This window comes from Pseudoblastomonas aquimaris (assembly GCF_035481675.1).
GTDB lineage: Bacteria > Pseudomonadota > Alphaproteobacteria > Sphingomonadales > Sphingomonadaceae > Alteriqipengyuania_B.
In genome coordinates this window covers 1647311-1670272 of the sequence record NZ_JAYJJW010000001.1, presented here as the reverse complement: position 1 = coordinate 1670272, position 22962 = coordinate 1647311, and the positions used below count along the sequence as shown (strand labels likewise).

Genomic DNA, 22962 nt, shown 5'->3' with positions numbered 1-22962 from the left:
CCTGCGGAACCTGCGGGGTCGGCGATCGCTGACAGGGCAATGCTGGATGCCGAACACGTCGAGGAAGTCTTTCGCCGCCTGGCACGGGCGATGCCGGGGCGCACCGCCAATGCGAAGGGGCCGAAGGGGCAGCCCGATGCCTTTCGCAGCTGCGTTTCCTGCATGCTGAGCGCGCAGTCGCTCGACCGCAACACCGCCGCCGCCAGCCGCGCGCTGTTCGCCCTTGCCACCACGCCCGAAGCGATGCTGGAGCTGGACGACCGCGACATCGCCGCCGCGATCAAGCCGTGCGGCCTCTACAACAACAAGACCCGCTCTATCCGCCGCTTTTGCGAGGCCTTGCTGGCCGAACATGGCGGGGTGGTACCCGATACGCGCGAAGGACTGATGAGCCTGCCGGGCATCGGCCGCAAATGCGCCGATATCGTGCTCAGCTTCACCTTCGGGCAGGACGTGATCGCGGTCGACACGCATGTGCACCGCGTGTGCAACCGCATCGGCCTGACCGAGGCGAAGACGGCGGACAAGACCGCACAGCAGCTGGAGGATCGCTCACCCCAATGGGCGCTGCGCGACGGGCATTTCTGGCTGATCCAGTTCGGCAAGCGCATCTGCACCGCCCGCGCGCCAAAATGCGAAACCTGCCCGGTCGGCGATCTGTGCTTGTGGTATCGGGAAAGAGGCGTAGGCAACGCCGCATGAGCGAAAGCAAGTCCGCCCGGCTGACCACGGGCTCGATCCGCGGGCACCTCGTCTCGCAGACCGCGCCGATGATCGTGGGCATTGCGGCGATCATGTCGATCGGCATCATCGACGCCTATTTCATCGGCCAGCTCGGCTCGGCGGAGCTGGCGGCGGTCAGCTTCATCTTCCCGGTCACGCAGGCCCTGTCGAGCCTGGGCGTGGGCGTGATGGCGGGCATCGCGTCGGTCGTCAGCCGCGCGCTGGGGCGCGGCGACGAGGACCATGCGCGCGGGCTCGCCAACCTGGGCTTCCTGCTGGCAGCCGGCGTCGGCGTGGCGCTGGCGGCGATCCTGCTTCTGGTGCGCCAGCCGCTGTTCCAGCTGATGCAGGCCGATCCGGAGCTGCGGCCGCTGGTCGATGCCTACATGTTTCCCTACGCGCTCGGCTTCGCCGCCCTGCCGGCGATGATGGGCGTCAACGGCGCGCTGCGGGCGCAGGGCGCGGCCAAGCGGTCGATGGCGATCCTGATCACCATGGCGGTGGTCAACTGGATCCTCGATCCGATCCTGATCACCGGGGCCTTCGGCTTCGAAGGCTTTGGCATCGCCGGCGCCGCCTATGCCACTATCGTCAGCTGGATCGTGTCCGCCGTGGTGGGCTTTGCGATGCTGCAGACGAGCGAGATTACCTTTGCACCCGGCGACATCCGGCATTGCAGCGTGAAGCGCGACACCGGCGCGCTGACCCGCGTGGCGGGGCCGGCCGCATTCTCCAACTCGATCAACCCCGTCGGCCTGTCGATCCTGACCGCTTTCGTTGCCAGCGCCGGGCAGGATGCCGTCGCCGCTTTCGGGGCGGGGGGCCGGGTGCAGAGCTTCGCCATCGTCCCACTGCTCGGCCTGTCGAGCTCCATCGGCGCGATCGTTGGCCAGAACTACGGCGCCGACAAGGTCGACCGCGCGCGCGCCGCGATCCGCTGGGCGGGCGGTTTCAGCCTCGTTTACGGCCTCGCCGTGGCCGCGCTGATCGTATTGCTGCGCGAGCCCATCGCGGGCCTGTTTAGCGACGAAGTGGCGGTGCGCGAGGAACTTGCGCGGTTCATCCTCATCTCCGCGTGGGGCTATGGGGGTTTCGGCGTGTTCATCATCGTCAACGGAGCGATGAATGCGATCGACCGCGCGGGGCTGGCGCTGGGCCAGTCCATAGCCCGCGTCGCGCTGGTGATGATCCCGGTCGCCTGGTTCCTCCGCCCGCAGTGGGGTGCCGACGCGATCTACGCGAGCGAGCTTGCGGCAAACATCGTCACCGGGCTTGCCGCCGCGCTGCTGGCATGGTGGGTGATGCGCGAACCGGCGGGCAAGGTGCTGCCAAGCAGCGCCTGATTACCAGCTGAAGCCCGCGTCGATGGCGGCCTGCTCTTTCGGCGTCGTCTTGCGGCCCAGCACGTTATTGCGATGCGGGAAACGTCCGAAGCGCGCGATCATGCGCCAGTGGCTGCGCGCAAACGGCAGGGTGCCGGGACGCCATTTCGCAAAATATGCAAGGCTCAGTCGCTGGTCGCGAATATCCTCGCTATGCATCAGCGGCATGGCGAGGAACTGGCGTTCGTCCCGGTCCATCGCCCGGTGCCATCCGTGCGCAATGGCGCCGCGCGTGATGGCTACGGCCAGTGGATCGGTGGCGAAGCTGCGCGCGCTGCCGCGCTGTGTGTTGCGCGGAACCTGGTCGAACAGAAGGACGGCTGCCAACGCCATGCGCGGCGAGGTCAGGAATTCCTGCACGGGCCGGCCTTGCAACGCGTCCAGCCAGTGGCCGAAACGCCGCGCCAGCATCGCATCCACCGCGTCGTTCTTGCGGAACCAGTCCGCGCTTGAAAATTGGTGAAACCACAGGTGCAGCAGGTCTTGCGCCCATTGGGGGGAGCGACCCGGCGGGATCGGCCGACAAAGCCATCATGCGCAGGGTCGCGCCATGCAATCAATCCCTGTCGAGCTGGCCGCGAACGGCGCCGTTGGGATAATCCGCAGTGTGGACCATGACGTAAAAGCCGGTCGGGTCCGCTTCGATGAAGCCCTGCACCCAGTCCGGCGTATCGAGGCAATCCTGGTACCCGTTCTGCTCGTTGCGGTCGAAATTGGCAATCATCGGGCCGTTGGTGCCGGCTGACCCGCGGTGCAGCATCACGGCGGTCACGGTGCCGAGGTTGCGTTCGTCGTTGAGGTCGTAGCAGACCTGGCCGAGCTCGTCCGAAACGGTGACTTCGAAGGTGGCGAAGCCATCCGGGTCGCCCGCGCCCACGATCTGTCCGCCGGTCAGTTCGGCATCGTAGGTCTGCGCGATGAGTTCAGCCGCGCTTTCTTCCAGCGTGGCGCATCCGGAAAGGCCTGCAGCGGACAGGGCCAGCAGCGAAATAGTCTTCATTTTCATGGGGGTTACTCCATACCCGATAATCGGGCTTAACGCGCGGGAGGGCCAATCGGCTCCCGCCGGAGCAAACATTCGTCAGCCGTGGCTGCCGTCATCCGCGGGGCCGCCCTTCAGGACGAAACGCCGGTCGCAATAGCCGCAGTCGACGAAGCCTTCGGCGCCGATTTCGAAATAGGTCTTCGGATGGCCCAGCGCGGCTGCGCGATACAGCTCGCCGCTGCGGATATCGGTCGCCCCGTCGCACCACACGCGGCGCGTTTCGACCAGGCTGGTTTCGGGGGCGGGGATCGACGCGGCGTCTGTCATGGGCCGCGCCGATAGCAAGCGCGGCTGGCCCTGCAAAGCCTTTACAGCACGGCTGCCCGCGGGGCATGGGCAGGCGCATGAGCCACGACACCCCCGCCATCGCCATCCGCGACATCGTCAAGCGTTACAAGGGGGACAAGGGCCAGGAGGACAAGCTGGCTCTGAAAGGCGTCAGCTTCGATGTTCCGCAGGGCGGGATTTTCGGCCTGCTCGGCCCCAATGGCGCCGGCAAGTCCACGCTGATCAACATCCTCGCCGGGCTCGTCAACAAGACCTCCGGCAGCGCCAGCATCTGGGGCTTCGACATCGATGACGAGCGGCGCAACGCGAAGGCCAGCATCGGCATCGTGCCGCAGGAAATCGTTTTCGACCCCTTCTTCACCCCGTTCGAGGCGCTGGAGCTGCAGGCCGGCCTGTTCGGCGTGCCGGAAAAGCTGCGCCGGTCGGAAGAACTGCTGCGCGCCGTCCACCTCGCCGACAAGCGCGATGCCTATACCCGCCAGCTGTCGGGCGGGATGAAGCGCCGCCTGCTTATTGCCAAGGCGATGGTGCATTCGCCGCCGATCCTGGTGCTGGACGAGCCCACCGCCGGCGTCGACGTGGACCTGCGCCGCCAGCTGTGGGAACTGGTGACCGAGCTCAACCGCGACGGCGTCACCGTGGTCCTCACCACGCACTACCTCGAGGAAGCCGAGGAATTGTGCGACCGGATCGCCATCATCAACCACGGCGAACTGATCGCCAACAAGCCGACGCGCGAGATGATCGGCATGGCGCGCGAAAAGATTGTCCGGGTCAGCGTGGACAAGGACCTGGCCGGACCGGTCATGGAAGAAGGCTTCACCAGGGCCGACGTGATCGACGCGCGCACGCTGGAGGTCACATACAACCGCGACGAGATGACCGCCGGGCAGGTGCTCGCCAAGGTGCAGGGCCACGGCTATGCTATCGAGGATGTCACGACTCGCGAAGCCGACCTCGAGGACGTTTTCGTGGAGCTGACCAAGGCAGGATAGGAGGCGTCATGCGCGATGTATTCGTGGCAGGGTCCATCCTGCTTTCAAGCATAACGGGCTGCGCAACGGGTCCAGGGTTGGAAGGACCCGAAGGCCGCGACATGGCGCCGGTGATCTCTTTCACCGATCCGGCGAAGTGCGAGCCTTCGGCAGCGTTCAGCATTCTTCTCGACGGGTTACTGGAGCAGGACGAGAACGGTCGGATCGAAACGGGCGCTGTCATCGTACCCGCCGCGTTTCGCCGCAACTTCGGCACCATCGAGGTGGAGATCGTAGGACAGAACCGGACGGCAAGCGTCCCGGTCGACGGTACTCTCTACGGCTTGCCGCTCAAGTCCATTCACACTGCGCGCTATGCCGGCGGCGATCCCTATCCTTGGGGCGTCACATTCGCAGCTCCGGAAGCGCAAGTGCGTCCGGTGCTGGAGCGAGCAGGTTTCGATTTCGCAAGGTCGACCGCTGATCGAAGCGCGGGGGTGTACGAAATGTTCGTCACCCTGATGCCGGGCGAAGCGGCAGAGACCACCTTGCTCTGCGGTTATTCCTGACCTTTCAGTCCACCGCGCGGCGATCGAGGCCTGCGTCGTGGATTGCCAGCACCCGCCATCCAGCGCCGTCGTTTTCCAGCGGCTTGCGGCAATGGCGGCAACGGCCGACCTGGTTGGAATAAAGCTGGCGCACGCCGCGCGGGTCGGCGGCATGCTTGCCGACCGCGCAGGCGATCCTCCCCATGAACATTTAAAACGACCCTTCCCGCCCCCGGGATCCCCGTCGCAGCCACTGTTATGGGCGGTTTCGCGCGGGAAAAGCGCGCTGCGACGGGCCGTGGCTTGGCGTCGCCGCGCCGTTATCGGGCGCCCTTATTCCACATAAGCACCGACCAACACTTCGGTGCCAACCTCTGTCGCCGCGAAGAGCTTGGCGGCGAATTCGCGCGGCAGGCGGATGCAGCCGTGCGAGGCCGGATAGCCGGGAAGCTCGCCCGCGTGCAGCGCGATGCCGTAGTTGTCGAGCCGCTGCATAAACGGCATCGGCGCGTCGTTGTACCGGTTGGAACGGTGCATGCGGCGCTTTTCCATGATCGGGAAAATGCCCGAAGGCGTGGGGTTTTTCGCGGTGCCGCTGGAAATGGTCGAGACCGCGACCAGGTCGCTCCCCGAATAGACGAACAGGAGCTGTTCGTTGAGGTTCACGACGACGCGCGACGCCTTGGCGCCATCGTCGCTCCAGCGGAACTGGCCGGGCTTGAGCGAGAGGTTGCCATACTGAGCCTCGACATCCTCCAGACCGGCAAGCGCCAGGACGGCGGCCTGCTGGCGCGCGTCGAAATCCTCCGATCCCAAATTGATCGCCTCGGCGGTGAAAGCGGATGCGGCGGGGACGAGCGAGAGCGTCAGCGCAGCCGCGAGTGCGCAGGAAAGACGGGACATGGAAACCTCTGAAACTGTTTGATCGGGAAACGGCCGGGCAGGCGTTCGGGTTCCGGGAATTGCTGCACCTGCGAAGTAGCGAAGCGGCTTGTCGTGCGCGCCCGTCGCGGCCTAAGACGCGGCCATGACCACCCCCCAGACCATACCCCAACACGACGTCCTCGTCATCGGATCCGGCGCGGCCGGGCTGACCGCCGCGCTGGAGCTTGCCGAACAGCGCAAGGTTCTCGTCCTTGCCAAGGGATCGCTGACCGGGGGCAGCACCGCATGGGCGCAAGGCGGGATCGCCGCCGTGCTCGACGAAGGCGACACGTTCGAGGACCACATCCGCGACACGATGGTGGCCGGCGCCGGGCTGAACGATCGCGACACGGTGGAATTCGTCATCGAGAACGCGCCCAAGGCGATCGACCGCCTGTGCGAACTCGGCGTGCCGTTCAACCGCGAGAAGCTGCCCGACGAGGGCGGCGACGGCGACCTCCACCTGACGCGGGAGGGCGGCCATAGCCACCGCCGCATCGTCCACGTCAACGACGCGACCGGCTGGGCCGTGCAGGAGGCCCTGCTGAAGGCGGCGGAGGCCAATCCCAACATCACCCTGCTGCCGAACCGCAGCTGCATCGACCTGATCACCGGGCGCAACGCGGTGAAATATTCGGGCAGCGGGCGGGTGTGGGGCGCCTATGCGCTCAACACCGAAACCGGCGAGGTGGAGGCCCATGTGGCGCGCGCCACGGTGATGGCGGCGGGCGGTGCGGGGCGCTGTTACCTATTCAGCACCGCCCCGCGCGGCGCGACGGGCGACGGGATCGCGATGGCCTGGCGGGCGGGTGCGCGCGTCTCCAACATGGAGATGATGCAGTTCCACCCGACCTGCCTCTACAACCTGGAGGTCAAGAACTTCCTGATCACCGAGGCGGTGCGGGGCGAGGGCGGGCGCTTGTTCAATCCCGTCACCGGCGAGCGCTACATGGAGAAATACGATCCGGAGCGCATGGAGCTGGCCCCGCGCGATATCGTGGCCCGCGCCAACGACGACCAGATCAAGCGCTACGGGCTCGATTACGTCCATCTCGACATCAGCCACCAGCCGCCCGAATTCGTGAAGGAGCATTTCCCCACGATCCACGAGAAGCTCATGGGCCTCGGCATCGACATGACAAAGGAGCCGATCCCGGTCGTACCGGCGCAGCATTATACCTGCGGCGGCATCCTCATCGGCCTCGACGCGCGCACCGACCTGCCCGGATTGTGGGCCGCGGGCGAATGCACCGAAAGTGGCCTCCACGGCGCGAACCGGCTGGCGAGCAACAGCCTGCTCGAATGTTTCGTCTTTGGTGAGGCGGCGGCGGACGACATCCTCGCGCGCTGGGAAACGCTGGACGATCCCCCCGAAATCCGCGCCTGGGATGCTAGTCGGGTGATCGACTCCGACGAGGAGGTGGTGATCAAGCAGAACTGGACCGAGATCCGCCGCTTCATGTGGAACTACGTCGGGATCGTGCGCACCACCAAGCGGCTGGAACGCGCGGCGCACCGCATCCGGTTGCTGGGGCAGGAGATCGAGGAATATTACGGCTCGTTCCGCGTGACGACCGACCTTATCGAGCTGCGCAACCTGCACCAGGCCGCCTATCTCATCGTGCAGAGCGCGCTCAAACGCCACGAAAGCCGCGGCCTGCATTATACGCTCGACTATCCCGAAACCGACGAGGTCGCGCGCGACACCGTGCTGGTGCCGTAGGTCGGGCGCAAAAAAAGCGGCCGCGGCATGATGGACCACCGCGGCCGCCAGAGCCGGCCGACCGGGTGAAGACCGGCCGACCCAAGCTCGAAGTTAAAGCTCCAGACCGCCCATGCCGGTCGGATCGTTGGGGTCGGGCAGACCGAACGGATCCGTCTTCGTCGGATCGGTCACCGGATACATGCCATAGACGATGGTCCCACCGGTGAAGATACCGATGCCCGGGTCCGTGCCGAACGGATCATCTCCGGCACCCGACACACTGTCGACGCTACCCGCATCGAGGGCTTCGATACGCGATTTTGCGACGCCAGCCGCAGCGGCGATCGAGCCGGCGAGGTCGGCATTGCCGAGGCGGCGAGCCTTTGCGGGGCCGGCCATCAGTTCTGCATCCCGTTGAGCTGCTTGATGATATATTCGATCGAACCGGGCTGCGGCTCGTTCGGATCGGGAAACAGGCCCATCGTGACGTCGCCGCCGCCGAGGATGCCCTCGTCGCCCGCACCCGCCACACCGGCGATGTCGGCTTCGTTCATCTTTTCGATCCGTGCCTTGGCGCTGGCCGATGCGGCCGCGATGCCGGCAGCGAGATCGGCACCGCCCATGCGGGCAGCCATCTTCTTGCTGTTCATGACATTCTCCATTGAAAGACCCGGACACTCATGCGTGGACCCTTGCCCCGCCGTCCGGGTCGGAGGCGGGTGACGGGATGGCGTGGGGCCGATGCGGCCCGAAAGGCGTGCGCGGCATGCGCGGGGGCGGCAGTACCGCCTCGTCGGCGCGGCGCTTGGTGGTTATCTGCGGGCAGCGCAGGCAGCTTGCGGTGCCGTTCTCGGCAAACCAGCGGCAGGTGGCGCGCAGGGTACATGCAGGCGCCACGTCGACCACCGGGGCCAGCCGCTTGACGATTTCCTTGCCGAGGCCGCAGCCGCCGTCGCGCCACTGGCCGCAGCCGCTGTTGGCGCAGGGGGCGGAAAAGCGCAGCGCATGGCCGGGGTCGACGCCCAGCGCCTCGACATCGAGCCGGTCGGGCTGGCGCGCCTGCTTGTCGAGATAGGCGACGCGCGGCTGGCCTTCTTCTTCCAGCACGACGCCGAACAGCTTGGCTTCCGGGTGCTGGTGCGGCGCGCTGGGGCAATCGAGCGCAAGCTTGTCGGTCATGGCGGTCCTCTTCCGATCCGGTTGAATTGAGAGGCGAAACTACGCCGGGGGTGGCCCCGCGAAAATCCGACAGGGGGTCTAGTGCAGTCGGCCTAGCGCCTGCCCGGCGCTAGCGGGCCCGCCGCTTGCCGCGCGGGCGCGCTCTGCTATTCACCGTGGCCGAGGAGAGCGAGAATGCCCGAAGCCACCGCCAACGGAATCACCATCCATTACGAAGATCACGGCGATCCGGGCGACCCGCCGATCCTGCTGATCATGGGCTTCGGCGCGCAGCTGACCCTGTGGCCGATCGAGCTGGTAGAGGCGCTGGTGGCCAAGGGCTTCCGCGTCATCCGCTACGACAACCGCGATGTCGGCCTCAGCCAGAAATTCGACGGGGTGAAGGCGCCCGGCATGCTCAAGATGGTGATCATGTCGAAGATCGGCATGACGCCGAGCGTGCCCTATACGCTGGCGGACATGGCCGACGACGGGATCGGCCTGATGACAGCACTCGGCATCGAGCGCGCGCATATCGTCGGTGCGAGCATGGGCGGCATGATCGCGCAGCACGTCGCCGCACGCCATGCGGACCGTGCACTAAGCCTCACCTCGATCTTCTCGACCACCGGCAACCCGAAACTGCCGGCCGCCAAGCCTGAGGCGATCAAGGCGCTGGTGAAGCGGCCCAAATCGACCGAGGAAGACGTGCTGGTCGCGCACGGCATGCACCTGTCGCGCACCATCGGCAGCCCTGCCTATCCCGCCGACGAGGAGCGGCTGCGCGACCGGGTGCGCGAGAATGTGCGCCGCAGCTTCTATCCCGAAGGGCCGACGCGGCACCTGTCCGCCATCGTCGCCGACGGCGATCGCCGCGCGATGCTGAAGGACGTGCGCCTGCCCACGCTGGTCCTGCATGGCGAGGACGATCCGCTGGTGCCCGTGGAAGGCGGGCGCGACACGGCGGCGAGCATCCCGGGCGCCCGGCTGAAGACCATCCCGGGCTGGGGCCACGACCTGCCGCTGGAACTGGTCGACGAAGTGGCCGATGCCATCGCCGACCATGCCCGCGGGGCGATGCAGGACGCCTGAGCGGCAGGCGAAGCCCCCCGTCGAGGCAGGAACGCTGCTCGTCCGCCGGGCTTTGCTCGGCGTGCGAGGTGTGTTAGGTGGGCATTACACGCTCAGGGAGAAAGCCATGAAATTCCGCCATTTGCTCGCCGCCGCGCTCGCGGGCGCCAGCCTCGCCCCGCTATCTGTGGCCGCGCAGGACGCGCCGCCCGCCGTCGACGTCACGGCCGAGCGGGCCGCATTCGACCGGCTGGTTACGGACAGCTACGCCGCTGACGAGCCCGGCGTTGCAGTGATCGTCACGCGCGGCGGGGACGTGGTCTATACCGCCGCCCGCGGCGTCGCGAACGGGGAAACCGGCGTGCCGCTGACCGACGGGTCGGTCTTCCGCTACGCTTCCATCACCAAGCAGTTCGCTGCGGCCACACTGCTGCAGATGGTGGATGACGGGCTGCTGTCGCTGGACGATCCGGTCTCGAAGTTCCTGCCCGATTATCCGGGCGACGGCGCGGCGGTGACCGTGGGCCGGCTGCTCAACCACACGTCGGGCATCAAGTCCTACACCAACCTGCCCGGCTGGATGGCCGAGACCGACACGGCCCAGCCGCTGACAAACGAGGAGCTGGTGGCGATCTTCTCCGCCGAGCCGATGGAATTCGCGCCGGGCAGCGCGTGGAATTACAACAACAGCGCCTACTACCTTGTCGGCGTGATCATCGAAGAGGTCTCCGGCCGCCCGTGGTACGAGGAAATGGAGCGCCGCATCGCCGCCCCGCTCGGGCTCGCGACGCTGGGCTTCCGGACCGACGAAGCCGCCACCACCGCCTTCGCCACCGGCTACACGTTCGACGGCGAGAACCGCTTCGCCGCCTCCAAGCCGATCCACCCCTCGGTTCCGGGCGCGGCCGGCGCGCTGAGCGGGACGGTGCTCGATCTCGCCAAGTGGGCGAGCGCGCTCCACGGCGGCAAGGTGCTGGGCGCCGAGACCTACGCTGCGATGACCGCCCCGACCGTGCTGACCGACGGGGAAGAAATACCTTACGGCTACGGCCTCGGCCTCAGCGACTTGCGCGGTCGCCCGGCCATCGGCCACAGCGGCGGCATCTTCGGCTTCTCGACAGACAGCATCTACCTACCGGACGAAGACGTGTTCGTCGCCGTACTCGCAAATTCCGATTCGCCCGCGGTCGGCGCCGGCACCACGATGCGCCGGCTTGCCGCCATCGCGATCGGCGATCCTTACGAAAGCTTTGCCACCGTCGATGCCGACATCGCCGCGCTTGCCCCGTATTTCGGCAGCTACGCCATCGCGAACGGTGGCGGCGCGCGCGTGTTCTTCGAACGCGACGGGCAGCTTTACACCCAGCGCGAAGGGGCGAGCGAAACGCGGGTCTACGCTGCGGGCGGAAACCGTTTCCACTATGGCCCGGGCAGCCTCACGTGGTTCGAAATCGCCATGTCCGACGACGGCGTGCCGGTGATGCGGATGCATCAGAACGGCGAGACGGCGGCGGAAATCGCTACGCGGACCGGCGACGTTCCGGAGCCGGAGGTCGCCGAAGTGCCCGCCGCGGTGCTGGAATCCTACGTCGGCAATTACGAATCGGCCATCGGCGTGCTCGTGGTCGCGATGGGCGAGGACGGCCGGCTGACCGGCAAGCTCGGCCCGCAGAATGCGCTTCCGCTCACGCCGTCGAGCGAGACCGAATTCGCCGTGCAGGGCGTCGATGCCACGGTCACTTTCCAGCGCGAGGAGGGCGCCGTCACCGGCCTCGTGATCCGCCAGGGCGGGCAGGAACTCCCCTTCGTCCGACAGGCCGGCGAGTAGGCAAACGTCCCGCTGCGGGAGGGTGCCGCACTCTCCCGCAGCGCAACTTTCGTGCCCGCGCGCGGACGATTGATTCACGCGCGGATTCGAATGATTCAATCACCATGTTTTTCTTCACAGATGCGTTTTGGGGCTTGCGCGCGGCGCCAGTCCAGCTTCCTCCACGCGTCGCGGCGTATGCTATGGCTAATACACCCCGTCGGCACGCGGAATCACGGTTAATCCGGCATTGACGGTGAGTCGGTGTTGATTCACTATCTAGTGGTTCGAAGGCCGGGGAGCCCCAAAACCTAGGCGAAAAGCCCGAAAGCGCGGCCCGAAGCGGGGCAGGCGCGCAGCGGGAAAAGATTCGCCAGGGCGGGGTTGGTCACGGGCGCTGTGGAAGAGCTTGTGGGCCTGTCTGTGGACAGGCCGGGGGTAAAAATCGGGCGAAAAGAAGCGGTGGAACCCGCGCGCCCAGTCCCCACATACGCTACATCATTCCCGGCCCGTTCCCGACTCGAACGAAACTGGAACATCCGGCCCTCGCGGGTCGTTCGGAATGAAGGCGGGCAGACAAATGGATTTCAAGGCAGGTGACGACGTTTCGATGGATGATGTGACGAACGAAGCGACGCTGGATGCTCCCGCAACGGATGCCCCGAAGAACGGGGCCAAGAAGGCAGTAAAAATGGACAAGCAGGACGACGGCACCGACGCGTTGGTGGCGGACAAGGTTGCCGAAGGCGCCGCCGCAGCCATGGGCGAGGCGCTGAAGACTGCGCTGGCCCCGCGCGATTCGCACACCGTGTGCGAGCGCCGCTTCACGATCCAGACCGACGACAGCCGCGATGCGCTGCTCACCGAATTCGGCAAGGAAACGCTGACCGACCGCTACCTGCTGCCGGACGAAAGCTTCCAGGACCTGTTCGCCCGCGTGGCCGATGCCTATGCCGACGACCAGGAGCATGCCCAGCGCCTGTACGATTACATCAGCCGCCTGTGGTTCATGCCCGCCACACCGGTACTGTCAAACGGCGGCACAGGGCGCGGCCTGCCGATTTCCTGTTACCTGAACTCCGTCAGCGACAGCCTCGACGGCATCGTCGGCACCTGGAACGAGAACGTGTGGCTCGCATCCAAGGGCGGCGGCATCGGCACCTACTGGGGCAATGTCCGCGGTATCGGCGAGCCGGTCGGCCTCAACGGCAAGACCAGCGGCATCATTCCGTTCGTCCGGGTGATGGACAGCCTGACGCTGGCGATCAGCCAGGGTTCGCTGCGGCGCGGATCGGCGGCCTGCTATCTCGACGTCAGTCACCCGGAAATCGAGGAGTTCCTCGAGATCCGTAAGCCTTCCGGCGACTTCAACCGCAAGGCGCTCAACCTGCATCACGGCGTCCTCCTGACCGACGAGTTCATGGAAGCGGTGCGTGCGGGCGAGATGTTCACCCTGCGCAGCCCCAAGGACGGCTCCGAACGCGGGCAGGTGGATGCGCGCAGCCTGTTCCAGAAGCTGGTCGAAACCCGCCTTGCCACGGGCGAGCCCTACATCGTGTTCTCCGACACGGTGAACCGCATGATGCCGAAGCACCACCGCGATCTCGGCCTCAAGGTCTCGACTTCCAACCTGTGCAGCGAGATCACGCTGCCGACCGGTGTCGACCACCTCGGCAACGACCGTACGGCGGTGTGCTGCCTGTCCTCCCTCAACCTGGAAAACTGGGACGAGTGGAGCAAGGACACGATGTTCATCGAGGACGTGATGCGCTTCCTCGATAACGTGCTGCAGGACTATATCGACCGCGCGCCGGACGAGATGGCGCGTGCGAAATATTCCGCCGAGCGCGAGCGGTCCGTCGGTCTCGGCGTGATGGGCTTCCACTCCTTCCTCCAGTCGAAGGGCATCGCGATGGAAAGCGCGATGGCCAAGACCTGGAACCTGAAGATGTTCAAGCACATCCAGTCCAGGGCGTCCGAAGCCAGCATGATGCTGGCGCAGGAACGCGGGCCCTGTCCCGATGCGGCGGAAATGGGCGTGATGGAGCGCTTCAGCTGCAAGATGGCGATCGCGCCGACCGCGTCGATCAGCATCATCTGCGGCGGGACCAGCGCCTGTATCGAACCGATCCCGGCGAACATCTACACGCACAAGACCCTGTCGGGCAGCTTCATCGTGAAGAACCCGTACCTGGAAGAGATACTGCGCGAAAAGAGCAAGGATTCCACCAATGTGTGGAACTCCATCCTCGAAAAGGGCGGCAGCGTGCAGCACCTCGACTTCCTCAGCCCGGAAGAAAAGGCGATGTTCAAGACGAGCTTCGAAATCGACCAGCGCTGGCTGCTCGAATTCGCAGCCGACCGCGCACCCTACATCGACCAGGCCCAGTCGCTGAACCTGTTCATCCCGGCCGACGTCGACAAGTGGGACCTCGCCATGCTGCACTTCCAGGCGTGGGAGAAGGGCATCAAGTCGCTCTATTACCTGCGGTCGAAATCGGTTCAGCGCGCCGGGTTCGCCGGCGGGGTGGAGGCGGACAACACCGCCGATGCCGCGAAGTACGAATTGAGCGCAGGCGAAAGCACCGACTACGACGAGTGCCTCGCCTGCCAGTAGGCGGCGTTCGGTTCGTCTACCGGTGCAAGAACAGGACACCCGCAGCCGCGCGCTGCGGGTGTTTTGCCGCGCGCTGTCCCTGAAGCGCGGCGGTTCGCACTGGGTGCGGAAGTGAACGAATTTCCCAATTCCTTGGAAATAAACGCGAAATGCCGCGTCTTCGCTGTGCAGATTGTCGCATAAAGACAACCACGCCGCCGAACTTGGCGCTACGCTCGCCCGCATCAGTCCGGTCGCCGAGTCGCAAAGTCGCCCGCCCGGATTTCAATTCGGGGGGAACACAATGACCAAGACTTCGATGCTTCGCGCCGCGCTGTTCGCAGGGGCCGCGACCGCTGCGTGCCTCACCTTGCTGCCGGCGCAGGAGGCGCGGGCCGACGACTGCCTGCTCGACACCAACAATGATGGCAACGCCGACAGCAATATCGACACCGACCTGGGGGCGGATTCGGAGTTCGAGATCAGCAATGTGGCGTGCGGCGACGATGCCCTCGTTTCGGGGCTCAATTCGGTCGGGATCGGCGCGGATGCGCAAGCCACCGGCGGGGAGTCGACGGCCGTCGGGTCGTTCGCCAGTGCGCGCGGGACCGGGGCGAGTTCCGCCTTCGGCTATGCCGCGGAAGCGACGCAGGCCGGATCGGTCGCGCTCGGCAACCGGGCGAGCGCCACGGGCCAGGGGGCGGTCGCCATCGGGGGCGACGATAGCACCGATGTCGACACGATCGCGGCGCGCGCGCAGGGTGCCGGATCGATCGCCATCGGCGAGGATTCACTGGCATCTGCAGATGGCAGCATCGCGATCGGCCGCGACAGCGACGCCTCGCAGGCATCCGCCACGGCGGTCGGTGAAAACGCGCAGGCAACGGGCGCAGGGGGTGCCACGGCACTTGGCGCCCACTCCGACGCCAGCGGCGGAGAATCCACCGCGCTCGGCGAAGCCGCCAAAGCGCAGGGCTTCCAAGCGACGGCTGTGGGCGAACAGGCGACTGCCAATTTCTCCGAAGCGACGGCGCTCGGCAACGAAGCGATCGCGGGCGCTGACACCGCCACCGCAGTCGGTGCCAACGCCAACGCGACCGGCGCCAACTCGGTCGCCCTCGGGGTGCGCAGTTCGTCCGGCGGGGAAAATTCCATCGCAATCGGAGGGGACGGGTCGGACGCCGACACGGTCGGCGCGTCGGCCAGCGGGTCCGGTGCCATCGCCGTGGGGCGCGATTCCTCGGCTTCGGGCGACACCGGCATGGCGCTCGGCGTTACCGCGCAAGCTTCGGGTATCCAGTCGGTCGCGCTCGGTTTTCAATCGCAAGCACAGTCGAATTACGGCCTCGCCATAGGCTCCAACGCCTCGGTCCTTGCCAATTCCGCCACGGCGATATCGATCGGCTACCTCGCATCGAGCGAAGGTTCTGGTGCAATTTCGCTGGGAAGGGGTAGCGACGCTGCGGGAGAGGAGGCGACGGCGCTCGGCTCCTTCGCGGCGGCCGATGGCCTTGGTGCCGTGGCCATCGGGCGCGATTCCGGCGCTGTCGGATCGGGCGCTATCGCGACGGGCGATGGCAGTCTCGCGCAGGGTCTTTCCGCCATCGCGCTGGGAGGCGATGCCGGCGATGCCGACGCTATCGGGGCGCAGGCGGTCGGCGACCGGGCGGTTTCGATCGGGGCGGACAGCTCCGCCACGGCGTCAAGCGCGCTCGCGCTGGGAAGCGGTGCGCGGGCGACGAATGCCGATGCGCTGGCCTTGGGCCGTGATGCGCAGACCCCGGGTAATTCGGCGATCGCGATCGGGCTCGATGCCTTTGCCCGCTCCACGCACTCGGTTGCCATCGGGCGGCAGTCGAGCGCGGAAGGAATCGGGGCGATCGCCATCGGGCGCTTCGCCACCACCGCCAACCGCTCGACTGCGGTCGGATACGCGGCGCGCGCCACTGGCGTGAATTCTACAGCCTTTGGCGGCGACAGCGATGAGGATGCGGGTGTCGACGGGGCCACTGCGACCGGAGCGAACTCGTCGGCCTTCGGGGTGGATTCGCTTGCCTCCCGGTCCGACAGCACGGCTTTCGGCTACCGTGCCTCGGCCACCAACGCAGGCTCGACTGCGCTCGGCGCCAATGCGCAGACCACGGCTGACAACCAGGTGATGCTGGGCAGTGCGGGAACATCGGTCGCAGTGGGCGACATCGCCGCCTCCGACGCGGCGCAGGTGGGCGAGGAGCAGTTCGTGACGGTGGATGGAAACGGCACGCTCGGCGTCTCCAACGCCGCGACCGCCGCCTCGGTCGCCAATGTGCGGGCGCAGGTCCAGTCCATCGCCGCGGTCAGCGACATGCAGTTCGCGGCGCTGGAGGGGCGGGTCGACCTGATCGGCCTCCGGATCGACGATCTCGACAGCGACATGCGAGCCGGTGTCGCGGCCGCGATGGCACAGGCCGATCCTTCCATGCCGAGCGCACCGGGGCGGACGAGCTACCTTGCGAAGGGCGCAACCTTCCGCGGCGAGAATGCCTTCAGCCTAGGCCTGGCGCACCGGCTCAATGTCGACGTGCCGCTGGTGATCTCCGCCAGTGTCAGCCACTCCGGCGGCGACAACACCGGCGCCACCATCGGTATCGGCGGCGAGTTCTGACGGCGCGCGAGGGCGGTGCCTAGCGTGCCGCCCCGCCTTGCTGCGAAGCCGCGAGCTCGGCGGCCGTCACGATTCCGTCGAGGTTCGTGTCGATCGCGTCGAAAGCGCCCAGCATGACGCGGCGATGTTCGACTTGGCTCACGTTGCCGTCGCCATCGAGATCGACGCGGCCCATGAATTGCGAGGGATCGGCTCGCTGGCCGGTCGCGGCCAGCGCGGCGAATTCCTCCGGTGAAAGCATGCCGTCCCGATCGGTATCCAGCTGCGCGAAGAGTTGGCGGTTCGCCTGCAGCGCCTGCATCTGCAGGTCCTGCTGCAGCTTCGCCGCAACCTCCGCCGAGGTGACCACGCCATCGCGGTCCGCATCGTAGGCGGCGAACTCCTGGTCCATCAGCCGCAGGTAATCGGCCCGCGCCAACGGCTCGTCGGCCGATTGCGGCGCAGCGACCAAAAGGAGAGGAAGCAGGATTGCGAGGGTCATCGGCGTGTCCTTGGAAAATCAGTAAGGTAGGGGCACCGTAGGCGAGGGGCACGCGTCTGACAAACCGCCATCGGGGACTGCGGACACACGCTGGACAAACGAAAGGCCCCGCACCATCAATAGATGGCGCGGGGCTTTTCGCGTGTACGGTATCGAGCCGTCTCAGCTGCGGCTCCCAACGAACCGGTCGATCAGCTCATTTCCATCTGGGCCTTGTTGCCCATGCCGACGGGGAGCTTCGTACCCTTGTCGAGGTAAATCCGGTTCTCCGCGATCTTCGCAACACTGTCGAGCTGCAGGTAGTGGTGCTTGTCGTCCGAGCTGTCGGACTTGGTCAGCTTGATCCGCTCGTCCTCGACCTCATCGACCGTTCCAACGTGGTTCCCATCGAAATCGACGACTTCCATATGTTCCTTGATGCGCATCCGTTCGAGCATGTTTTTCCTTTCGTATGAGTGAGTTACCTATATAACGGGCGTGCGCGGGCGCCGTTCCTCGGCTCGTCGCACGGGAAAAACGGTTCGGGGGCGGCGGGGCGGTTAATCCTGTCCGCCCACATCCCGGTAACCGAATGGAAACCCTCGCAAATTATGCAGGCTGACCATGAGCCAGATGAACCTCTCGCTTAACCTGCGCCGCTCCTACCGCGAATGGGGGCCGCTGCGCTTTGTGCTGCTGATCCTGTGCGCTCTGAGCTGGGTGGGGCTGGGGGTCTTCCTGCTCAACACCGCGGTCTATCCCGCGCGCTGTCCGGGCGTCGGACTGTTCGAGATGTATGAATGCAGCTTCGAACTGCCGACCACGCGCGGCTGGCACGAAAGCGGGCTGTTCCTCTGGCTGTGGGCGACGCCGATCCTGCTGCTGCTGGAGATCAGCCGGCGGGTGAACAAGCCCCAGCGCTAAGCCCAAACACCAGGCCACGCCGTTGGCGCAAACGAAAAGGCCCCGCAGCAATGCGGGGCCTTTCGCGTTTGGGGGATATTGAGGTCAGGACTGCTGCAGCGGCCTTTGTGCATCGGCGCGGGCGACCTTCTGCGGCTCGTCCACCAGCAGCGGGTCGTGGTCGGGATCGTCCGAGTTCTCGCCCGCCTGCTTTTCGGCGCCCTTTTCCGCCTCGACCCGCTCGATGCCGTCATTACGGTCGCCATAGCCGAACTTCTGCTGCGACTTGTCGACCTTCGGCTCGGCCGCCGTGTCCTTGTCCGTATCGTGGTGCGCCATGGTGCTGTTCCTTCTGCGATGGGCCTGCGGTGAAAACGATTGGAGCAGCCGCGCGGTTCCGGTATCTTCGGCTGGCAATGGACTGGCTTTCCGTCATCACTCCGGGCCTGGTCGAACAGGCGGCCTGGCTGACGCTGGTGGCGACTGCACCCATGGCCGCGATTTCGAAGCTGCGCTGGCTGCGGTGGCGCTGGCGGGAGTGGCGGATCGAGCGCGCGCTGGCCCATTCCGCAACGACCGACCGGGTCGCCGATTTGCGCTGGAACCACGGTGAGGAGCCGGAGGATGATCACGGCGCCACGTGGCTGGTGCGGCGAGTGCCGCTGGTTTTCGGCGGTTTCGTTGCCCTGCTGCTCGCCTTCCCGCAGGCGGCGGGCGGCGACATCGGGCTGGCGACCTACGAGGAGCTCGGCCTCGACACGCAGACCGTGTTCACCTTCGTCGGCCTGCTGCTGATCGGCACCGGCTTCTATGCCAATCACGAGGCCCGCCAGCACGGGGAAGACGGCGAGGCGGAGCCCCTGCCGCAGCGCTATTCCGATATCGATCCGCTGAAAGTCGCGCCCGGCACCCCTTACATGGGCATGGGCCTTGCGGTGCTCGCGCTGGTCGCGCTGTTCACGCTCATCGCCTGACTTTCTTTTCCCGCGCTTATCCCCGCCGAATCATATCTGCTTGCCTTCGTTTCGCAGCCATGATTCCCTATATGAGTCGGCCACGCGGACCCAGGAGACCACAAGATGTCGTTGCTCGAAGCCAGAAAGACCTACAAGCCCTTCGAATATCCGTGGGCCTACGACTTCTGGAAACGCCAGCAGCAGATCCACTGGATGCCGGAAGAAGTGCCGCTGGGCGAGGATTGCCGCGACTGGGCGCAGAAGCTGTCCGATCACGAGCGCAACCTGCTCACCCAGATCTTCCGCTTCTTCACCCAGGCCGATGTCGAGGTGCAGGATTGCTACCACGAGAAATACGGCCGCGTGTTCAAGCCGACCGAGATCAAGATGATGCTGGCCGCCTTCAGCAACATGGAAACGGTCCACATCGCCGCCTATTCCCACCTGCTCGACACGATCGGCATGCCGGAAAGCGAATACGGCATGTTCCTCGAATACGAGGAGATGAAGGACAAGCACGACTACCTGCAGGAATTCGGCGTCGACAATGACGAGGATATCGCCCGCACGCTGGCGATGTTCGGCGGCTTTACCGAAGGGCTGCAGCTGTTCGCCAGCTTCGCCATGCTGATGAACTTCCCGCGCTTCAACAAGATGAAGGGCATGGGCCAGATCGTCAGCTGGTCCGTGCGGGACGAGAGCCTGCACTGCGAAGGCATCATCAAGCTGTTCCACGCCTTCTGCGAGGAACGCGGCTGCCTGACCAAGTCCGTGAAGGAAGACATCATGGACATGTGCCAGAAGACGGTGCGGCTGGAAGATGCCTTCATCGACCTGGCGTTCGACGCGGGGCCGGTGCCGGGGATGACGGCGAAGGAAATCAAGAAATACATCCGCTACATCGCGGACTGGCGCCTGGGCCAGCTGGGCCTGCAGCCGATCTACATGGTGGAAGACCACCCGCTGCCGTGGCTCGCCCCGCTGCTGAACGGGGTGGAGCACGCCAACTTCTTCGAAACCCGCGCGACCGAATATTCGAAGGGCGCGACGAAGGGCAACTGGAACGACGTGTGGTCCAGCTTCGACAAGCGCCGCGGCGCCAAGGCCGCGAACGAGGAAGAGGCGGTGGACGACGGCCCGGACATGTTCGGGGAGAGCGGGGCTGTGGAAGCGGCGGAGTGATTGAACGCTTGCGCGTTATACCGGAAACGGTATATGTCTGAAGTACATCGCCGCTATCGCCTCGTTGTAGCCGAGGAGGTAGCGGCCGACCTGATTCGCGTGCGAAGCGAAGATAAGCTCGCCTATGATGAGATGCAGGTCCTGTTCGAAGATTTAGAGGGTGACGAGGGTTGGTGTGATGCGATTGCTGATCCCACATATTCCGATAGTCAGATCGAAAGCGTCAAGGCTCTCCGATACCTCGCTAACGAAGGTCGGAACGTTTACCGCGTCAAATTTTTGCGTGTCCGTAAGTGGCGGATCATCACTGCAGCCAATCACCAAGGCAAGATTATCGGCATATTGGGAATAATGCATCGTGACCAAAATTACGAAGACGATTCCACTTTTTCAAAACGGATAAGGCAGTCTTATGACACGCTCGGTTTTCCGATCTTCTAATACTCGCGGGCCAGTCAGATGGCAGAGCGCAGGAGTCGCGCCGCCTAGATTACGTGTGCGGGGTCGGCGTTCGCTTTCAGTAGTCGAATTCACTTCGGCGCCTGACGGGTTCCTTCCCTTGGCGGATTTCGTAAGTCGCCATTTCGAGAACAAAGATCGGCCCGAACTCGCAACTATTCGCAAGAAAAAGGCCGAGGAGAGGCTCGCCCGAGACGGTATGGCAACGCCTGCCTACTTTCGGATGAAGTTGGGCCTAAGTCAGCAGCAGTTGGCTGACGCTATCAGCTCTTCTCAAGCTGCAATCGCCCGCCTTGAGAACGGTCAGGAAAAGCCAGGGTTTGATAAGCTTGAAAAGCTTAAGTCAACATTTGGCGTGACTTATGACGAACTGATGGAGGCTGTCCGCAATGCCTCCTCTTAAAGGAACGTCTTTTTTTTGCGAAGAAGTGCGAACGGAAGACAGTGGGCAGCCCATGTTCTTGGGCGTCATGTCGCGAGATGTTGAGGTCAGCCGGGGCCAAAATTTCCTCAGGTCCCTTGTATTTGTAACATTAGCATATGCTAGCGAAGATCACAGGTCGTTAATTTTGCGATTGACCTTTGAGATCACGCATGTTGATCGAGATGAGGTCATCAAGCGAGGCCCATACACTAAGCCACTTAGCGAAGATCTAGACTTAGATGATCAGCCGAAATTGGTGATTATTAAAATGCCAATGGACGACATAAATCTTTCGGTTGACTCAAGTATTAAGGCTCGGCTGGAATATGGCGACGTTGCGGAAGAATACCTTTTGAACGTTATTCCATTTGAAGAAGGCATTATCGAGTAAGTTCACGTACTCACATGGTGATAATTGCCCTTGTGTTGGCAAAATCAATGAAATTTTTCGGCCGAAGAACTTTTCCCCTCGCCACCCTCCTCGCAGCCACCGCTGCCTGCACCCCCGCGCCCGTCAGCACGCCTGCTCCGCCAGAGGATGACACGCCGATCACGCGGTGCGTGGAGCCTTGCTTTACGCTGATGACCGAGCGGGCCTCTCCCGAGCAGCGGGAGATGGCGCAATTCCTCCTCGCGGCGGAGATGATCCGGATCGGCCTGACGGTCGAATACCAGCCCTATACCACCACCTTCACCCGGCGCGGCGTGGCGACGGAATTCACCGGCTCCAACGTCGTCGGCGTGCTGCCCGCGACCGACATCGACCCAGATAGCCCGCGCCACATCGTCATCGCCGCGCATTACGACACCGTGCCGGGCAGCCCCGGCGTGGACGACAACGGCAGCGGGGTGGAGATCGTGCTGGAGGTCGCGCGCACGCTCGCCGCCATGCCTCGCCGCACCGCGACCGTGCATTTCGTCATGCTGGACCAGGAAGAAGTCGGCCTGGTCGGCGCGCGGGTCAACGCCGCGCGCTGGAAGGAATCGGGCATTCCTCTCGAATCCATGCACAATATCGACATGGTCGGCTGGGACAGCGACGGCGACGGGGTGATCGAATTCGATTCCAATTCCGAAGACCTGACCGCGCTCTACTTGGAGGTGGCGGAGGGCCTGCCGATCTCGCTGCTGGTGACGACCTATCCCAACACCGACCACGAGGCGTACCGGCGCGAAGGCTTCACCGTTGCCAGCATCAGCCAGGAATTCGAGGACGGCAGCGAGAACCCGGATTACCACAAGCCCGGCGATACCGAAATCCAGCGCCCCTATTACGAAGGATCGCGCGACCTGATGCTGGGCGTGTTCGAACGGCTGGTTTCGCGGTAGCGTTTACCGGCTTTTCAGCACTCCGGCCCTATGGCCTTCCGCGACAAAATCACGGGGGTCATATGCTTACATTGTTCGGCGTCTTCATGGTCGGGTTCCTCGGCTGGCGCGCGTTCCTCTATTTCCGCAGCGGCAAGCCGATCGCCGGCGGAGCGGCGTGCCTCGGCATCGGCCTGTTCGGGATGCTGCTGTGGGTGCAATACGCCAAGAGCGTGGACGAAGCCCGCGGCTACACCCGCGCCGAAGCGATCGCCCGAGCTGAAACCGGCGCGGAAAGCGCCAATTCTCCGGCCGAGCCGGAGCTCGCCTCCGACGAACCGGTCATCGGCGATTTCGACGCCTCGAAGATCAATCGCTAGCGGCTTTTCGCCCGACCGGTGATAT

General features: G+C 65.0%; 28 protein-coding genes. 17 read left to right on the top strand and 11 right to left on the bottom strand.

Features of this window, described 5'->3' with window-relative positions; translation table 11 throughout:
* Positions 1 to 39 precede the first annotated feature (39 nt).
* Together VCJ71_RS08340 and VCJ71_RS08335 are read left to right on the top strand one after the other, a co-directional pair.
* Positions 40 to 702, top strand: coding sequence for an endonuclease III domain-containing protein (locus VCJ71_RS08340; protein ID WP_324640434.1), 663 nt, complete (start codon positions 40 to 42; stop codon positions 700 to 702).
* Positions 699 to 2066 carry an MATE family efflux transporter gene (locus VCJ71_RS08335; protein WP_324640433.1) on the top strand — a complete coding sequence of 456 codons (1368 nt, stop codon included), beginning with the start codon at positions 699 to 701 and terminating at the stop codon, positions 2064 to 2066. The genes VCJ71_RS08340 and VCJ71_RS08335 overlap by 4 nt, the downstream gene beginning before the upstream one ends.
* Here VCJ71_RS08335 and VCJ71_RS08330 read toward each other — a convergent pair whose 3' ends face one another.
* The 3 genes from VCJ71_RS08330 to VCJ71_RS08320 all read right to left on the bottom strand — a co-directional run bounded on the left by VCJ71_RS08330 (position 2067) and on the right by VCJ71_RS08320 (position 3417).
* Positions 2067 to 2576, bottom strand: coding sequence for a DUF924 family protein (locus tag VCJ71_RS08330; RefSeq protein WP_324640906.1), 510 nt, complete (start codon positions 2574 to 2576; stop codon positions 2067 to 2069). It lies immediately after the preceding gene.
* Between the two features lie 85 nt (positions 2577 to 2661).
* Positions 2662 to 3111: a CHRD domain-containing protein gene (locus tag VCJ71_RS08325; protein ID WP_324640431.1), complete on the bottom strand. Its 450-nt coding sequence runs from the start codon at positions 3109 to 3111 to the stop codon at positions 2662 to 2664.
* 75 nt (positions 3112 to 3186) lie between these two features.
* Complete coding sequence (locus VCJ71_RS08320; protein ID WP_324640430.1) at positions 3187 to 3417, bottom strand: zinc-finger domain-containing protein; 231 nt, start codon at positions 3415 to 3417, stop codon at positions 3187 to 3189.
* Positions 3418 to 3494: 77 nt separating this feature from the next.
* Between VCJ71_RS08320 and VCJ71_RS08315 the strand changes: the two genes are divergently transcribed.
* A complete protein-coding gene (locus VCJ71_RS08315; RefSeq protein ID WP_324640428.1) occupies positions 3495 to 4433 on the top strand; it encodes an ABC transporter ATP-binding protein in 939 nt (312 codons plus the stop codon).
* A 77-nt stretch (positions 4434 to 4510) separates the two neighbouring features.
* Complete coding sequence (locus VCJ71_RS08310) at positions 4511 to 4981, top strand: hypothetical protein (RefSeq protein ID WP_324640426.1); 471 nt, start codon at positions 4511 to 4513, stop codon at positions 4979 to 4981.
* 4 nt (positions 4982 to 4985) lie between these two features.
* On the opposite strand, the gene VCJ71_RS08305 is transcribed toward VCJ71_RS08310, so the two are convergent.
* Both VCJ71_RS08305 and VCJ71_RS08300 read right to left on the bottom strand, forming a co-directional pair.
* Positions 4986 to 5171: a hypothetical protein gene (locus tag VCJ71_RS08305; RefSeq protein WP_290136189.1), complete on the bottom strand. Its 186-nt coding sequence runs from the start codon at positions 5169 to 5171 to the stop codon at positions 4986 to 4988.
* A gap of 122 nt (positions 5172 to 5293) precedes the next feature.
* A complete protein-coding gene (locus VCJ71_RS08300) occupies positions 5294 to 5863 on the bottom strand; it encodes a L,D-transpeptidase family protein (protein WP_324640424.1) in 570 nt (189 codons plus the stop codon).
* Between the two features lie 124 nt (positions 5864 to 5987).
* Between VCJ71_RS08300 and nadB the strand changes: the two genes are divergently transcribed.
* The gene (gene nadB / locus VCJ71_RS08295; protein WP_324640422.1) at positions 5988 to 7607 is read left to right on the top strand and encodes an L-aspartate oxidase; all 1620 of its coding nucleotides are present in this window, start codon (positions 5988 to 5990) and stop codon (positions 7605 to 7607) included.
* Positions 7608 to 7700: 93 nt separating this feature from the next.
* On the opposite strand, the gene VCJ71_RS08290 is transcribed toward nadB, so the two are convergent.
* From VCJ71_RS08290 to VCJ71_RS08280, 3 genes are read right to left on the bottom strand one after another with little or no spacing between them, the layout of a single operon-like run.
* Positions 7701 to 7988, bottom strand: coding sequence for a hypothetical protein (locus VCJ71_RS08290; protein ID WP_324640420.1), 288 nt, complete (start codon positions 7986 to 7988; stop codon positions 7701 to 7703).
* The gene (locus VCJ71_RS08285; RefSeq protein ID WP_324640419.1) at positions 7988 to 8239 is read right to left on the bottom strand and encodes a hypothetical protein; all 252 of its coding nucleotides are present in this window, start codon (positions 8237 to 8239) and stop codon (positions 7988 to 7990) included. Before VCJ71_RS08285 ends, VCJ71_RS08290 begins: the two co-directional genes overlap by 1 nt.
* Positions 8240 to 8267: 28 nt before the next feature.
* Complete coding sequence (locus VCJ71_RS08280) at positions 8268 to 8768, bottom strand: hypothetical protein (RefSeq protein WP_324640417.1); 501 nt, start codon at positions 8766 to 8768, stop codon at positions 8268 to 8270.
* Between the two features lie 174 nt (positions 8769 to 8942).
* Between VCJ71_RS08280 and VCJ71_RS08275 the strand changes: the two genes are divergently transcribed.
* The 4 genes from VCJ71_RS08275 to VCJ71_RS08260 all read left to right on the top strand — a co-directional run bounded on the left by VCJ71_RS08275 (position 8943) and on the right by VCJ71_RS08260 (position 16865).
* Positions 8943 to 9839: an alpha/beta fold hydrolase gene (locus VCJ71_RS08275; RefSeq protein ID WP_324640415.1), complete on the top strand. Its 897-nt coding sequence runs from the start codon at positions 8943 to 8945 to the stop codon at positions 9837 to 9839.
* A gap of 106 nt (positions 9840 to 9945) precedes the next feature.
* Positions 9946 to 11646, top strand: a complete 1701-nt coding sequence (locus tag VCJ71_RS08270) for a serine hydrolase (RefSeq protein ID WP_324640413.1) — start codon at positions 9946 to 9948, stop codon at positions 11644 to 11646.
* A gap of 559 nt (positions 11647 to 12205) precedes the next feature.
* Positions 12206 to 14242: a ribonucleoside-diphosphate reductase subunit alpha gene (locus tag VCJ71_RS08265; protein ID WP_324640411.1), complete on the top strand. Its 2037-nt coding sequence runs from the start codon at positions 12206 to 12208 to the stop codon at positions 14240 to 14242.
* A 283-nt stretch (positions 14243 to 14525) separates the two neighbouring features.
* On the top strand, positions 14526 to 16865 hold the full coding sequence (locus VCJ71_RS08260) for a YadA-like family protein (RefSeq protein WP_324640409.1): 2340 nt from the start codon (positions 14526 to 14528) through the stop codon (positions 16863 to 16865).
* Positions 16866 to 16884: 19 nt separating this feature from the next.
* Here VCJ71_RS08260 and VCJ71_RS08255 read toward each other — a convergent pair whose 3' ends face one another.
* A complete protein-coding gene (locus tag VCJ71_RS08255; RefSeq protein WP_324640407.1) occupies positions 16885 to 17346 on the bottom strand; it encodes an EF-hand domain-containing protein in 462 nt (153 codons plus the stop codon).
* Positions 17347 to 17537: 191 nt separating this feature from the next.
* Positions 17538 to 17783 (bottom strand): DUF2171 domain-containing protein, encoded by a 246-nt coding sequence (locus tag VCJ71_RS08250; RefSeq protein ID WP_324640405.1) that lies wholly within the window; start codon positions 17781 to 17783, stop codon positions 17538 to 17540.
* A gap of 166 nt (positions 17784 to 17949) precedes the next feature.
* On the opposite strand from VCJ71_RS08250, the gene VCJ71_RS08245 reads away from it, so the two are divergent.
* Positions 17950 to 18249 (top strand): hypothetical protein, encoded by a 300-nt coding sequence (locus VCJ71_RS08245; RefSeq protein ID WP_324640403.1) that lies wholly within the window; start codon positions 17950 to 17952, stop codon positions 18247 to 18249.
* Positions 18250 to 18333: 84 nt separating this feature from the next.
* Here the strand turns inward: VCJ71_RS08245 and VCJ71_RS08240 are convergent, their stop codons facing one another.
* Positions 18334 to 18567 carry a hypothetical protein gene (locus VCJ71_RS08240; RefSeq protein WP_324640401.1) on the bottom strand — a complete coding sequence of 78 codons (234 nt, stop codon included), beginning with the start codon at positions 18565 to 18567 and terminating at the stop codon, positions 18334 to 18336.
* A gap of 77 nt (positions 18568 to 18644) precedes the next feature.
* On the opposite strand from VCJ71_RS08240, the gene VCJ71_RS08235 reads away from it, so the two are divergent.
* From VCJ71_RS08235 to VCJ71_RS08205, 7 genes are all read left to right on the top strand, one after another.
* Positions 18645 to 19202 (top strand): hypothetical protein, encoded by a 558-nt coding sequence (locus tag VCJ71_RS08235; protein WP_324640400.1) that lies wholly within the window; start codon positions 18645 to 18647, stop codon positions 19200 to 19202.
* A 105-nt stretch (positions 19203 to 19307) separates the two neighbouring features.
* Positions 19308 to 20366 (top strand): ribonucleotide-diphosphate reductase subunit beta, encoded by a 1059-nt coding sequence (locus VCJ71_RS08230; RefSeq protein ID WP_324640398.1) that lies wholly within the window; start codon positions 19308 to 19310, stop codon positions 20364 to 20366.
* Positions 20367 to 20399: 33 nt separating this feature from the next.
* On the top strand, positions 20400 to 20807 hold the full coding sequence (locus VCJ71_RS08225) for a hypothetical protein (protein ID WP_324640396.1): 408 nt from the start codon (positions 20400 to 20402) through the stop codon (positions 20805 to 20807).
* A 118-nt stretch (positions 20808 to 20925) separates the two neighbouring features.
* Positions 20926 to 21228: a helix-turn-helix domain-containing protein gene (locus VCJ71_RS08220; RefSeq protein WP_324640395.1), complete on the top strand. Its 303-nt coding sequence runs from the start codon at positions 20926 to 20928 to the stop codon at positions 21226 to 21228.
* 52 nt (positions 21229 to 21280) lie between these two features.
* Positions 21281 to 21640: a hypothetical protein gene (locus tag VCJ71_RS08215; RefSeq protein WP_324640394.1), complete on the top strand. Its 360-nt coding sequence runs from the start codon at positions 21281 to 21283 to the stop codon at positions 21638 to 21640.
* 191 nt (positions 21641 to 21831) lie between these two features.
* Positions 21832 to 22578 carry a M28 family metallopeptidase gene (locus VCJ71_RS08210; protein WP_324640392.1) on the top strand — a complete coding sequence of 249 codons (747 nt, stop codon included), beginning with the start codon at positions 21832 to 21834 and terminating at the stop codon, positions 22576 to 22578.
* 62 nt (positions 22579 to 22640) lie between these two features.
* The gene (locus tag VCJ71_RS08205; protein WP_324640391.1) at positions 22641 to 22937 is read left to right on the top strand and encodes a hypothetical protein; all 297 of its coding nucleotides are present in this window, start codon (positions 22641 to 22643) and stop codon (positions 22935 to 22937) included.
* Positions 22938 to 22962 lie beyond the last annotated feature (25 nt).

What these genes read in the sequence shown, in the direction of transcription:
- VCJ71_RS08275 (WP_324640415.1), top strand. Translation starts at nt 8,943, where the DNA reads ATGCCCGAAGCCACCGCCAACGGAATCACCATCCATTACGAAGATCAC.
- VCJ71_RS08210 (WP_324640392.1), top strand. Translation starts at nt 21,832, where the DNA reads ATGACCGAGCGGGCCTCTCCCGAGCAGCGGGAGATGGCGCAATTCCTC.
- VCJ71_RS08205 (WP_324640391.1), top strand. Translation starts at nt 22,641, where the DNA reads ATGCTTACATTGTTCGGCGTCTTCATGGTCGGGTTCCTCGGCTGGCGC.
- nadB (WP_324640422.1), top strand. Translation starts at nt 5,988, where the DNA reads ATGACCACCCCCCAGACCATACCCCAACACGACGTCCTCGTCATCGGA.
- VCJ71_RS08235 (WP_324640400.1), top strand. Translation starts at nt 18,645, where the DNA reads ATGGACTGGCTTTCCGTCATCACTCCGGGCCTGGTCGAACAGGCGGCC.
- VCJ71_RS08225 (WP_324640396.1), top strand. Translation starts at nt 20,400, where the DNA reads ATGTCTGAAGTACATCGCCGCTATCGCCTCGTTGTAGCCGAGGAGGTA.
- VCJ71_RS08255 (WP_324640407.1), bottom strand. Translation starts at nt 17,346, where the DNA reads ATGACCCTCGCAATCCTGCTTCCTCTCCTTTTGGTCGCTGCGCCGCAA.
- VCJ71_RS08335 (WP_324640433.1), top strand. Translation starts at nt 699, where the DNA reads ATGAGCGAAAGCAAGTCCGCCCGGCTGACCACGGGCTCGATCCGCGGG.
- VCJ71_RS08285 (WP_324640419.1), bottom strand. Translation starts at nt 8,239, where the DNA reads ATGAACAGCAAGAAGATGGCTGCCCGCATGGGCGGTGCCGATCTCGCT.
- VCJ71_RS08320 (WP_324640430.1), bottom strand. Translation starts at nt 3,417, where the DNA reads ATGACAGACGCCGCGTCGATCCCCGCCCCCGAAACCAGCCTGGTCGAA.
- VCJ71_RS08325 (WP_324640431.1), bottom strand. Translation starts at nt 3,111, where the DNA reads ATGAAAATGAAGACTATTTCGCTGCTGGCCCTGTCCGCTGCAGGCCTT.
- VCJ71_RS08250 (WP_324640405.1), bottom strand. Translation starts at nt 17,783, where the DNA reads ATGCTCGAACGGATGCGCATCAAGGAACATATGGAAGTCGTCGATTTC.
- VCJ71_RS08280 (WP_324640417.1), bottom strand. Translation starts at nt 8,768, where the DNA reads ATGACCGACAAGCTTGCGCTCGATTGCCCCAGCGCGCCGCACCAGCAC.
- VCJ71_RS08290 (WP_324640420.1), bottom strand. Translation starts at nt 7,988, where the DNA reads ATGGCCGGCCCCGCAAAGGCTCGCCGCCTCGGCAATGCCGACCTCGCC.
- VCJ71_RS08230 (WP_324640398.1), top strand. Translation starts at nt 19,308, where the DNA reads ATGTCGTTGCTCGAAGCCAGAAAGACCTACAAGCCCTTCGAATATCCG.
- VCJ71_RS08260 (WP_324640409.1), top strand. Translation starts at nt 14,526, where the DNA reads ATGACCAAGACTTCGATGCTTCGCGCCGCGCTGTTCGCAGGGGCCGCG.
- VCJ71_RS08315 (WP_324640428.1), top strand. Translation starts at nt 3,495, where the DNA reads ATGAGCCACGACACCCCCGCCATCGCCATCCGCGACATCGTCAAGCGT.
- VCJ71_RS08270 (WP_324640413.1), top strand. Translation starts at nt 9,946, where the DNA reads ATGAAATTCCGCCATTTGCTCGCCGCCGCGCTCGCGGGCGCCAGCCTC.
- VCJ71_RS08245 (WP_324640403.1), top strand. Translation starts at nt 17,950, where the DNA reads ATGAGCCAGATGAACCTCTCGCTTAACCTGCGCCGCTCCTACCGCGAA.
- VCJ71_RS08340 (WP_324640434.1), top strand. Translation starts at nt 40, where the DNA reads ATGCTGGATGCCGAACACGTCGAGGAAGTCTTTCGCCGCCTGGCACGG.
- VCJ71_RS08215 (WP_324640394.1), top strand. Translation starts at nt 21,281, where the DNA reads ATGTTCTTGGGCGTCATGTCGCGAGATGTTGAGGTCAGCCGGGGCCAA.
- VCJ71_RS08305 (WP_290136189.1), bottom strand. Translation starts at nt 5,171, where the DNA reads ATGTTCATGGGGAGGATCGCCTGCGCGGTCGGCAAGCATGCCGCCGAC.
- VCJ71_RS08240 (WP_324640401.1), bottom strand. Translation starts at nt 18,567, where the DNA reads ATGGCGCACCACGATACGGACAAGGACACGGCGGCCGAGCCGAAGGTC.
- VCJ71_RS08300 (WP_324640424.1), bottom strand. Translation starts at nt 5,863, where the DNA reads ATGTCCCGTCTTTCCTGCGCACTCGCGGCTGCGCTGACGCTCTCGCTC.
- VCJ71_RS08265 (WP_324640411.1), top strand. Translation starts at nt 12,206, where the DNA reads ATGGATTTCAAGGCAGGTGACGACGTTTCGATGGATGATGTGACGAAC.